General features: G+C 33.9%; 9 protein-coding genes and 1 pseudogene. 1 reads left to right on the top strand and 9 read right to left on the bottom strand.

Annotated elements, in window-relative coordinates; all coding sequences use genetic code 11:
* Positions 1–227 precede the first annotated feature (227 nt).
* The 9 genes from VKJ25_RS09470 to VKJ25_RS09505 all read right to left on the bottom strand — a co-directional run bounded on the left by VKJ25_RS09470 (position 228) and on the right by VKJ25_RS09505 (position 11,248).
* Positions 228–2,768, bottom strand: a complete 2,541-nt coding sequence (locus tag VKJ25_RS09470) for a CHAT domain-containing protein (RefSeq protein ID WP_324236382.1) — start codon at positions 2,766–2,768, stop codon at positions 228–230.
* A gap of 93 nt (positions 2,769–2,861) precedes the next feature.
* Positions 2,862–3,035: a hypothetical protein gene (locus tag VKJ25_RS24570; protein WP_375340321.1), complete on the bottom strand. Its 174-nt coding sequence runs from the start codon at positions 3,033–3,035 to the stop codon at positions 2,862–2,864.
* A gap of 115 nt (positions 3,036–3,150) precedes the next feature.
* Entirely contained in the window at positions 3,151–3,501 is a 351-nt protein-coding gene (locus VKJ25_RS09475) for a transposase (RefSeq protein ID WP_324236383.1), read from the bottom strand.
* Position 3,502: 1 nt separating this feature from the next.
* On the bottom strand, positions 3,503–4,006 hold the full coding sequence (locus VKJ25_RS09480) for a hypothetical protein (protein WP_324236384.1): 504 nt from the start codon (positions 4,004–4,006) through the stop codon (positions 3,503–3,505).
* On the bottom strand, positions 3,972–4,175 hold the full coding sequence (locus VKJ25_RS09485) for a hypothetical protein (RefSeq protein ID WP_324236385.1): 204 nt from the start codon (positions 4,173–4,175) through the stop codon (positions 3,972–3,974). The genes VKJ25_RS09480 and VKJ25_RS09485 overlap by 35 nt, the downstream gene beginning before the upstream one ends.
* Before the next feature lie 288 nt (positions 4,176–4,463).
* On the bottom strand, positions 4,464–5,642 hold the full coding sequence (locus VKJ25_RS09490; RefSeq protein WP_324236386.1) for a tetratricopeptide repeat protein: 1,179 nt from the start codon (positions 5,640–5,642) through the stop codon (positions 4,464–4,466).
* A 1,080-nt stretch (positions 5,643–6,722) separates the two neighbouring features.
* On the bottom strand, positions 6,723–8,390 hold the full coding sequence (locus VKJ25_RS09495; protein WP_324236387.1) for a serine/threonine-protein kinase: 1,668 nt from the start codon (positions 8,388–8,390) through the stop codon (positions 6,723–6,725).
* A 367-nt stretch (positions 8,391–8,757) separates the two neighbouring features.
* Positions 8,758–9,285, bottom strand: coding sequence for a hypothetical protein (locus VKJ25_RS09500; protein ID WP_324236388.1), 528 nt, complete (start codon positions 9,283–9,285; stop codon positions 8,758–8,760).
* Between the two features lie 376 nt (positions 9,286–9,661).
* A complete protein-coding gene (locus tag VKJ25_RS09505; protein WP_324236389.1) occupies positions 9,662–11,248 on the bottom strand; it encodes an NB-ARC domain-containing protein in 1,587 nt (528 codons plus the stop codon).
* 402 nt (positions 11,249–11,650) lie between these two features.
* Between VKJ25_RS09505 and VKJ25_RS09510 the strand changes: the two are divergent.
* A pseudogene (locus VKJ25_RS09510) lies at positions 11,651–11,809 on the top strand (molybdopterin-binding protein); the annotation flags it as partial.
* Positions 11,810–11,924: the final 115 nt, after the last annotated feature.

Here is an 11,924-nt window from a genome sequence, read left to right on the forward strand (position 1 = left end):
AGAACAACTGAAACAAGTAATCTGCGATCGCTGTTGTCAGCTAGTCAAACAACCAGAAATATTGCGGGCGATCACTCAATTCCACTGGTGGCCGTCAACCATTATTTGCAATGTCTAATTAACCGGACTCTATATCAAAAGCAGGAAAGGGGTTGGGGAAGAGGTCTTCGCTTTTTGGTCACTTCTAATCCACCATTTTAGTCTTGACAGGCCACAACTCATAAGACTTACCACGGACTACCAATCATTGTAAAACTTGCCCAATAATAAGGATGAGATAAATCTTCTGTTTGTAAACGAACCGCTAAAGTTTCTAATACCAAATCATCTCCACGAGTAGAGTAGAGCAAACCTTTTTCCACCGCCACATTCCCCCGCAACAAAGCTAACTGCGCCTTCCTCAAAGCTTCTGCTTTAATTGAACTAGACCTCAAATTACGGTAAAACTCAATCATTAACCTCAAAGTTCCCACATCGCTCACTTGCCACAAACTTGCTAAAGCAGATTTAACTCCAGCTTGATGAGCTAACCCGGCAAATCCCATTTCAGTTTCCCAAATATTTCCCAAACCAGTTTCACAAGCACTCAAAACCAATAACTCTACCTGGGGTTGTTTATACCACTCTAAATTGCGGAGTTCTTTCAGAGGTAATTTTCGATCCCAAAACTGAATATAGGGAGAATTTTCCGCAGAGAAATTAGCATGAGTAGCTATGTGCATAATTTTAAATTTTTCTTGGTTACGCATTTTTTGCAGATTCTCTAGAGTAAAAGATTGATTAAGTAAAGCTTCTCCCCTCCATAATCTCTCTGTAATAGTGAAAACTTCAGTTGGCACACTAGGTAGAGTCGGTTTGTCTACAAATTCGGACATTCCCATTGCCAGAACTTCTGCATTTTCGAGACTTTGATAACTAGCATTAGTCAAACTCAAACTGGGAATGAGACTAAAATTATAATTCTCAATCAAGAATTTTTCTCCGTCATACAAAGCTGCTAAAGGAATTGAGCGCAACTCTTCATCTAGATAAAATAAGAGAGTATTGATGCCAGCTTTTTTTAAGTCAGTTTCCAGAGGGGTAATTAACCACTGATATAGTTGGCGAGCTGCCGGCCATCCTGTAGTTCTGGGGTCGCTCACTTCCATATAAAATTCTTTGGCAACTCGACGGAGTTTCTTTGCTTCTACTTTTGGCATACTTTTGACAATTGGTTTGCGGTCTGGCAAAACCAACATTAAAGTTAATCCGCTAGTAAAATTCTCTAGTTCGATACCTTCAATTTGTTCAGTCAATTTATTGGGATGAGTAATTACATAAATTGCAGCAGGTTTTTGTTTTGTTTGCTTCTCAATTTCTGTAAAAGTTTCTCGAATACTAGCTTCGGTTAAAATTTGCTCAGTTGGAAGTTCAGTATTAGTAGATGAGAGAGAATAAACAACTGGAGAATTAGTTATTAAGTCTAAGTTGGTTTCACTAATTGGGATTTCTTCTTCAACAGAAAAAGTTTTGATTTCCAGAACATTAGATTTATCTGATTTTTCGGGAACCGTAAAGTTATGTTCTCTAGATGAAAAAGTTTCTGACTCAAAGCTAGAACTTTCCAATGTGGAAATTTCATTCTGCTTTTTTGTTCTTTCTGAGTGATGACCAGAGTGTTTGCTTTCAGGAGGAATGAACTCTGTTTCTGGAATATTAGTTCTGATCTGAAACTGATTCTGAGACTTTTTGTTTTTGAAGGAGAAAGGTTGTTGGAATAAAACAGATTGAGAAGTATCAATAACTTTTGTCGACTCCTGGGATAAAGTTTCTCCTGAAAGAGGAGATGAAAAGAAAACTCTATCTCTATCATTCTTGTGATGAGGTTTCACTGTTTCATAACCAATTCTACCGAATTGTAAATTATTTGAATTGGTAAGTTGAATTGTTCCATTTTCTGCAACTTGAACATTTGTAGCACTTGCTTGAGTTTCACCTGTGAGCATTTCTGGCAAAGCTACAGTGGGTAAGTCAGGATTTTCAACAATTGTTTGAGTTGGTACTTCTAAATTTAAAAGATTTCCATTTTGCCGAATCTCAACCCAACCATTTTCCGGTGCCATGACAATATCAACATTACCATTAGGAGCATCAAGCATTCCTAAATTTACAACATCGTTTCCTACTAATCCAATACTTTGTCCGTCTCTAACTTTTAAATTTCCTTGATTGATAATTGTGCCTGATGTTCGTGAAAAAACAAATCCACTAGGAGAACCTACTAATTCTGAGTAGTTGTTTCGTGCAAAAACATCAAAACGAGAAGAAGGAAAGCCATTCATACTATTTCCCATCTCAATAGCAGTTGACGTTGTAGTGAAAAATGAACCAGGTACATCTAAACGAGCATTAGAACCAAAAATTATTCCCGCAGGATTCATCAAAAATAAATTAGCATTACTTCCACTCACCCGAATCATCCCATCAATCTGAGAAATATTTCCTCCCCTAATCCCTGTCAAAATATTTTGTGTTTCTGGAGTAGAAATAAAATTAACTGTTTGCCTAGTATTCACATTAAATTGTTCAAAACTGTGGAATAAATTAGCTCCATTTGCCGAACGACTTCCTCCCTGAATATCGACAGTTTGTGAATTTGAAGTTTGATTCGTAGGCATGACAACAGTTCCCGTTCCATCAGATGCCGGAATAATTTGAGCAAAAGTCATTAACGGGGAAACTAAAATAGTGACTCCAATTAGAGGAGCTATTTTTAATAATTGATTCATAGGATCATAGGCAAAACTAAAATTACCATTAGCTTTACATTTTACAATTTGACATACTCCTGACATTCTCCCGTAGGGAGAGGGCGGGATTCTTCAGCCAGGGAAACCCTGACCGCTGCGCATGACAGAGGTGATGTCCTCCCCCTGTGTTGATAATAATCCGATTTTTTGTATTAGAAGGGCTGAGTTATAGTCCCTATCTAGCTCTTGACCACATTTAGGCCATGAATGCCAGTGCTGTGACAAGCTTTTAGAAACTTTCTTCAAACATTCCCAACAATATTGAGATGTACCTTTTGGGTCTACGCGCGATAATTTTCTTACCTAACTTCCAGCCAACATACTCTAATACTTGAATAAACTGGCCAAATGCTGCATCTTGTCAAGACTTATTTAAGCCTGACTTACCTGATTGACCATTAGGTAGAAACTGACCATTTTCTCCTAATTTAGCTTTGCAGCACCGAAGTAAGTTTTTGATATGTAAGTCTTCCAGGAATATTGCACTTACGTCTGAAAACAGATGATAAGCCAGTTTAAATTGCCAATCCAAACGCTGTCTGGCTATTAATTGATGCAGTTTAGCTATTTTACGTTTAAGAATTTTCCCAGGTTTAGAATGTTTGTTTTTTTTAGATAATCTTACCTGAAGTTTAGATAATCTATCTTGAGAGAACCTAAAAAACTTAGGTGCTTCTATAAACTCGCCATCACTGGTCACAAATAATCCCAAGTCAATACCTTTTGAGTTTTTTAAAGTGGGTTGAATTTCTAACAGGCACAGTTTTATCTTCTATCGTGAAGCTAATGTACCACCCGTCAACTTCACGAATAACACTACCTGTCTTGACTTTGAAACCTCCTGGTATTGAGCGATTATACACAAAAGGAACCAAACCAATCTTTGGTAAGTTTACACAATACCGACCATTAGCATTTTTGACAATACTAGAGTTTGATAACTGGGGATAACTAAAAGAATTATAATAATGTTTACCTTTGAATTTAAGTTTACCAGTGGTTTTACCATCTCGATGGGGTTTGGTAAAGTTATCCATCGTAGTTTGTACACGTTGAATAACATCTTGCAAGACCTGGGAGTGGATATTCTTATACTCAGGGAATAGTTTTTTTGTTTGTGCTAGGTCTGCTAACTGTACTGTTTCCCAAGCTACATAACCATTTATGATGTTAGGATGCTTGTCACCTTTTTTCGTTACTGATATTGCCGTTATCATCTTTCTTTCTGCCATCCCGTGTTTGTGTTCTAAACTCTGGGATATTTTGATAAATTCGTTCTACTGGTACTACTGAAACATTAAGTGGACAAGCGTTTACTCGTGTACGGGTTGCTTCAAACCAATTCAACCTTTGAGCTAAACGATAATTATACTGCTTCCTGGCCATTTATAACCAATTAGATATAATCACCGGTTGCTTTTAATGTGGTTTTAACTTGTACTTGTATTTCAATAGCATAGAGAATCGACCTCTTCAACTATACGTCTGTTATTATAATAATTACTGTAGATATAATTGTCAACAACCATAACAGAATAATGGTGTTAGTATCTAAGTTCTAAAATAAGTATATAGAAAATCAGGATGAACCACACAAATAAGGCCCAGCTTTCCCATACGACCCTCCCCTACAGGAGAACGCGGGACTTCCCGCCGGGGTAGTCAAACCTATATCTATTCTTCTCCCAACTGTTCCTGCAATTTTTCCAGTGATAATTTCAACTCATCTCTCTGTTGAAATTCCCCCAATTTTTCATACTTATTAAAAGCTAATTTTAACCAACGAATCGCTTCCTCTTTACTACCTAAATTTGCATAAACTTTCCCTAAAGCCGCCTCAATTTTTGCTTTTCCTCCAACATCATCAATTCCGATTAATTTAACTGATTTTAAATAGTAATCTTTAGCTGACTTAAGTAATTGAATTTTTTGATATATTTCACCCAACATTTGATAAATAGCTGCCGTATAATTTCCTGACTCAATAAAAGATTCTAAAATAGCGATCGCCTCTAAATTCAAACCATTTTTTTGATAAAGTTCAGCCATACTTAGTACCATTGCTTCACCCTCTAAATTTTGAGTAAGTTCCTGACTTTTTGCCAAAATTTCTTCTTGTTGAGATTTTGAAATTAGAGCAAATCCCATTCCCAAATAATCTTGTTTAGAAAAAGGGGATTTTTCATCAAGGGAAGAAACCTCAGTATCAGCATGAACAATTACTGTATATCGGATACCTGTTTTTAAAGGAATTTCTCCTGAATAAACCACTTTATTTTCACTAACTTCTGTTTCCCAAATATATTCTGACGGACTTTTAATTATAACAGTATAACGAGTTGCATTTGCCACAGCATTCCAGCGGAAAATTAAAGGTTTATCTGGTAATAAAAAAGTGTGACGGGGACTAATAAGATAGGGAATATTTTCAGTAATTGTTACTTGATTAATTCCACGAGTAACATCAAGGGGAACGCATCCATCTGGAGTTTTTACACATTGGGATTTAGCTTGTAAACAGCCATCCATTGTTTGAGATATTTTATTTTTTGGCAAATTCCAAGTTTTCCAATTGGTGTAACAAATTGCCATTAAATTTGCTTGAGATGTAAGTTTAATTTTATCTTCTGCATACAGTTCTGTTCCGACAAAAGCTGGATAATATTCTGACCAGTTATGACGTTTTAAAAATACTTTTCCATCTACTTTAATAATTCTTCCAACTGGAGATTGATTAGTTTGAGTAATAGCATTAACTGGTGGAATTATAAAATGATTTAGTAAATTAATCATCTGCTTTATTGGAGTAAAATTTAAAAGAATTAATAGAGCTAAAAATGTATAATTTTTCATAGTTTATTTCCATTATTATTTATAAATTTTGGTAGATTATATGTAGTTATTTAATGACTCGTTATTAATTACTGATTCTGATACTTGAAAATATTTTTATGCAGGCCGGAAAGCCCACACTTATATACCTCACCCTTGGTGAAATATGCCGTAAATTTATCATTCAATTATCTGCTTGACTATAGTAAAACATAAAATAAATAATCAAACCAAAAGTTTCTGAATTTTTATAGTTTATTGCTATTTATATTTATAAATTTTAGTAGATATTATCTAGGTATTAAATTACTAATTACTAATTCTGATACTGGAGATTGATTAGCTTGAGTAATAAAGTTAGCTGGTATAAATCTCACATACAGCAGATTCCAAGTAGATGAAATACAGATATTAATAATTAAATGTTTTTACTCCTGGCCGAAAAGCACCCATCGGTGTACTTCACCCCTGGTTCAATATGCTGTAAGCTCATCATTGAATTATCTGCTTAACTACAGTTAAAAATAAAAGAAATAATAAAGTAAAAAAAATCATACTTTTTATAGTTTATTGCCATTTGTATTTGTAAAATTTAGTAGATATTATCTAGGTATTAAATTACTAATTACTAATTCTGATACTGGAGATTGATTAACTTGAGTAATAAAGTTATCTGGTATAAATCTCACATACATTAGATACAGCAGATTCCAAGTAGATGAAATACAGATATTAATAATTAAATGTTTTTACTCCTGGCCGGAAAGCCCTGTGCGGGTGTACCTAAAGTCTCGTTAAATCTGCTGTAAATTTATCAGTAAATTATCTGCTTAACTACAGTTAAAAATAAAAGAAATAATAAAGCCAAAAATTTCTGAATTTTCATAGTTTATTTCCATTGGTATTTTTTAACTTTAGTAGATGGTATTTTTTCATTCCTCTCCAATAAATTAATAAGCATTTCCTGGGTCATGCTGCGCAAACGGCTAAGAGCTATTAGACATCTTGGATAATCAAAAATCAAATCAATTCTGGAATATAAATTATCAATTATTTTCCTAGACCGAAGGGGTTAGGGGTTGGTTCCCTACTCCCTACTCCCTACTCCCTTTTTAAACTTTGTCGAATTAAATTTTTCCAAGTATTAGTTTCAGGATTTTGAGTAGACTGAATATCTATACAATTTTGTCTGGCTTGGTTTAAATTATCCTTATCTGTAGGAACTTCCTCCAATACTTGTGCTAATAAACATTGTGCTGGAGCATTTTCAAAATTTAATTTAACTGCTGTTTCTAGATGATATTTTGCTTGAAAATAATTTAATTTCTGAAAATAAGCCCAACCTAAATTTTTATGTAAATTTGATTCTATTCTTTGAGTAAAATTATCAGGATATTTTTGCCGTATTTCAGAAATAACTTGTAAACCCAGAGTCAGATTTTTAATTGCTATTTCACTATCTCCATCCAACCAAATTTGGAGACGGGATAAATTATTAATTGCTGCGATTTTTACATAATTATTATTTCGGTAAATCGCAGAATCTATAGCCTGTTGATATTCAGTTTTAGCACAACCAAAATCTTGTCTAGTTTCACAAATCAAACCTAACTGTATATAAGAAGCTGCATTTTCAGGATTAAACTTTAAGGCAAGTTTATAATAAAATTCAGCTTGACCTAAATTACTATCTTGATAATATTCAAATCCAATATTAGTCAGTTTTTTGTCAATAGTTGGAAAAATATAATTTTGGATGAAAAGAGGAATTTTTGGTAAAATTAAACCTAATCCCATAAATCCCATTAACATGAAAAATAGAAACTGCAAATAAACCTTAACCTCTATTGGTGATTTAATCTGTGTGGCAATTTTTTCTGATAATTCTTGAGATTTTTTGAGAATAAATCTTGTATGTTTAGGTCGCCTTTGTGGAACAGGATTCATTAACTCATCAATAAAATCAGCCACTAAAGGTGAAATATGAAAAGCACAATTTCTCCAGATAATTTTCCCAGTTTTTCTATCAGTTGGAAAATTCATGGGAGACTGACCTGTTATTAAATGAACAAAAGTTCGACCTAATGCAAAAAAATCAGATTGTAAGACAGCTTCTCCAGTCATTTGTTCTGGTGCAGAATATCCTAAAGAACCAATTTTTGTTCTTCCCCAATCTCCTACTCCAATAGTACCAAAATCAATTACGGTTAATTGCCCGTTTGGTCTTAAAATTAAATTAGAAGGTTTTAAATCTCGATGAAGTAAGTTTTGACTATGCAGCATATCTAAAATTTCGGTAATTTGTTTTAACCAATCTAATACTTCATCTTGATAAATTTTCCCATGATTAATTAACCACTCCTCTAAATTTTCTCCTTCAACTTTTTCCATCACTAAACAATGGAGTTGTTTAGAACTTTTATTAAGTGAAACAGTAAAATAACCATCCGGTTCAACTCTAGGAATCCCAGGATGACGCAACCACATTAACGTCCTTGCTTCCTGTTTAAAAAGTCGAACTAAATCAGGATTATTGTCATATTTCAAAACTTTTAAAACTTTCAAACTTCCCCAATTTTCTAAATCAGTTCCCCAATCTTCTACTTCAAAAATTTCTGTAGGATGTGCAGGTTGTGGTTGTCGCAAAGGTCGAATAATTCGATAGCGATTTTCAATCAACAATGTATTACCGCAAGCTTGACAAAAATCAAGCTCTTCTGGATTTTGACGATTATGATTATTACATTGAGGATTGATACAGTAATTCATAATTTAGGGAGTAGGGAGTAGAAATTAGGATATTTTTTTCTTTCTGGTTTTGATTAAATAAGGAATACAAAGAGCAATTTTTTTCCTGCTACTAATTACTTGCCTAATTTAGAGTTAATTAATTTTTTACTTATTCAAATTTTTTATTAGTTCTACCTCTCTCTATTGAAAGTTCAAGTAAATCTGAATTTCCTTTTTATCGGGAGTAGGAAATAGAAATTAGGGAGTAAAAATTAGCGAGTAGAAATTAGGGTAAGTTTTTTACTTTCTGATTGTGATTAGATAAGGAATACAAAGAACAATTTTTTTCATACTACTAATTACTTTTCCAATTAAAGTTGATTTATCTTTTACTTATCAAAATTCATTATGACCTTCTACCTCTCTCTATTAAAAGTTCAAGTAAATCTGAATCTTCTTTCACCCAAAACTTTTCTTTTTTTGGAAAAAATTCTTCGGGATATTCAGTAACAAAGTCAATAAATTCTCCTGTCCAACCATCAGGAATATAGCGCTCCATGGGAATACCTTCAGGATAACAAGCCGCCACTTTGTAATTGTCAAAATCTACAAACATAATGGGGAATAAATCTTTTACATCCCACCAACTTCTTGCTGAAGTATAGCCCTTTGCTACCTCCATACTTAGTAAATCTTTATCTATCTCAAAATCTGACATACAATCAAGAAACTTTCGAGCAGTTTTTTCATTTACTATACGAATTCCAAATCTATCGGAGTCTTGAGACTCTGGTACTATGTGACCATAACTTATAAATTCATCACGTCGCTTATTCATATTAAGTACCCATAACTCTCTGTCACTTCGATACCAATGAAATTTACCTTGATAACGAGCAACTATTACAACCAGTTCAACTTCTAAATCACTCATTTTGTTATTATTCTATTTGATAATTTTTACAAAATATTTGATAGAAAATAAACTTCTTAAAGCCATTAATAACAGATAACAGAAGAAGATTTGCACAATATAAAGAAAGAACATTTTTATTATCCTAAACAAGTCTAATTAATAGAAAAGAGGGAGGAGAGAGGAGGGGATTAGATAATTAATAATGAATAATTACCACGATTTTTTTCTAAAGATAAAAAAGGATAGATATCAAGAAAAGGAGAAGTGTACCTCACTAAACTAAGGTGGAATATTCTCTAATTTTACTGTCTGGCAAAATCTAGTTCTTCCTTACTAATCAATAATTAATAATTAATCTATAGCTTTCTGTTCCTTCTTCCTTCTTCCTTCTTCTTTATTGAATTGCATTAATAATATTTTCCAAATTTTGAGTCATATATTCACCCTCAAAAAACTGTTCTTGTAAATTTTCTAAACATTCTTCTAAACGTTTAATTGCTAAATTTAAACCTCTAGTATTAGTAAATAATTTCGACCTTAGTCGGTTCATAACTAAACTCAAAATAGAATAATGTTTTTTACCATTCCCAGAAATTTCCAGAGGATAAAGTTTCAATAAACGAACTCCTTCCAAATCTTGATTTTTAATCAATCCCACTAACTCTTCATGCACCTGAAAAACAAACTGTTCAATCACATATTTCATCACCACAGGTTGAAGACTAAAATAAACTTGACCCTTTTTCTGGCTCTTTTCAATCAGCGAACGTCGCCCCAGAGAACCAACCGTTTCTAATAATTCAGATGCTGATAAAGGTAATAAAATTTTTTCTTGTAATTGAGATAATTTTATCGGTTGTTGCTCAATAGCCAACCAATACATAACTTCCTTCTCAGCTACAGATAATCTTTGAAAAGGTTGATCCAGTAAAGAGCGAACATCTCCCATAAAAAGCGTATTTTTAATAAAATCTCCCACCTCACCCGCATACAATTCTTGAACCATTGCCGAGATAATCTTGACAGCCAAAGGATTACAACTATAACGTTCTATCAAACTCACCCAATCTTGACTAGCAACAAATCCTCGTTCCTCCAAAATTTTCTGGCAAACTTCCTCAGAACCAACCACTTGTAACGAGCGAACCTTTTGCCCTTCCAACCGACCTAAATCTTTCAACTTCTCAGAACTTACCAAAACCAAACAACTTTGATGAGACTCTGAAGCAATCCGTTGAATGAATTTTCCATAGTCTCCAAAACCATCACCATAGTAACCTGCTAAATTCTGAGAACTTAAAATCATCTCCATATCATCAAGAATTAACAAACAACGATGGTTCCGTAAAATTTCCATCATTTTAGAAATTCCTGTTTCAACCTCCTCAAAATTTTCTGAAGGTTGAGGGGATAAAAATTCGATAAAATTGGTCAAAAGAGAACCAAGTGGTATTGCCTGAGCTAGCGATCGCCAAATCACAAAATCAAATTTATCTACATTTTGTTTAGCAAATTTCACCGCCAGGGTAGTTTTTCCCATTCCCCCCATTCCTAATAGAGCGACTAACCGACAGTTATCGGTTAAAACCCATTGATTTAACTGAGACAATTCTTCAACTCGCCCATAAAACGTTTCCACATCTGGAGCAGCATTCCAATCTTGGTGAGACATTAAGTCAAAAGTTTGAGGTGCAGCACTCTGGGGTGAAAATTCTTCAGATTTACTTTGCTCCTGATACAAAGCCACCAATAATTGCTGTAACTTAGCCATTTTTCCCGGTCCTTTACCAGAAATTTGAAACTTACGATAAGTTTCACCCAAACGTTTACGAACCGTTTCTGGTTTAAGTTTTAATTCTGTGGCAATTGTGGTAATCGACTCTCCTTCCAGTAAAGCCTTAAATAAGACTTCAAGTTCTATATCCGAGACACCATAACTACTTGCAACTTGTTTAAGAAAATTTTGAGGAATCAAGGTCATTTCAGTTATCAGTTATTAGTTATCAATACCTCCATATATATTTCGGCCATACTTTGCATCCCAAAATAGGAGTTATATTTATATCATACACCAATTTTAGTAATAAGTGAGATTTTTGGCAATGGAAATAGAAACTTATGTGATTAAAGGGGAAATAATGGTATTATACCTATTATTCCCTTATCCCTAGAAGACTACCTAGCAAAATTTGACTATCAACTATATAGTCCAATAATCTGCTCATAGGTAATCTGGCGCCGAGAAGGGAGTAGGTAGAGGAATTAGGTGAAGATACTATAACATAGGGTCAAAAAACTATATGGTTTTTAAACTCTATATATAGTAGATTTGCGTAAATCCTGATTAATACATAACTTAAATAACTTTCGAGATTCTAATTAAATGATTGCAGAAATTATATGTGTCGGAACAGAACTACTATTAGGAGATATCCTAAATAGTAACGCTCAATTTCTAGCCCAAGAACTAGCAAGATTAGGAATAGCCCATTACTATCAAAATGTAGTAGGAGATAATCCAGACAGAATCGTGCGACTCGTTGGCAGCTAAACCAGGAAACTGGGTATAAACGGCCGTTCCAAGTCAATACATGAGGGAAACCTCGACTTGTGAATAACTCTTATCTCCTTCGTGGTGAAATTCCACCGCCCTGTTG

It is taken from the genome of Okeania sp. (assembly GCF_035285525.1).
Classification (GTDB): Bacteria; Cyanobacteriota; Cyanobacteriia; order Cyanobacteriales; family Microcoleaceae; genus Trichodesmium.

What these genes read in the sequence shown, in the direction of transcription:
- VKJ25_RS09470 (WP_324236382.1), bottom strand. Translation starts at nt 2,768, where the DNA reads ATGAATCAATTATTAAAAATAGCTCCTCTAATTGGAGTCACTATTTTA.
- VKJ25_RS09480 (WP_324236384.1), bottom strand. Translation starts at nt 4,006, where the DNA reads ATGATAACGGCAATATCAGTAACGAAAAAAGGTGACAAGCATCCTAAC.
- VKJ25_RS09485 (WP_324236385.1), bottom strand. Translation starts at nt 4,175, where the DNA reads ATGGCCAGGAAGCAGTATAATTATCGTTTAGCTCAAAGGTTGAATTGG.
- VKJ25_RS09490 (WP_324236386.1), bottom strand. Translation starts at nt 5,642, where the DNA reads ATGAAAAATTATACATTTTTAGCTCTATTAATTCTTTTAAATTTTACT.
- VKJ25_RS09495 (WP_324236387.1), bottom strand. Translation starts at nt 8,390, where the DNA reads ATGAATTACTGTATCAATCCTCAATGTAATAATCATAATCGTCAAAAT.
- VKJ25_RS09500 (WP_324236388.1), bottom strand. Translation starts at nt 9,285, where the DNA reads ATGAGTGATTTAGAAGTTGAACTGGTTGTAATAGTTGCTCGTTATCAA.
- VKJ25_RS09505 (WP_324236389.1), bottom strand. Translation starts at nt 11,248, where the DNA reads ATGACCTTGATTCCTCAAAATTTTCTTAAACAAGTTGCAAGTAGTTAT.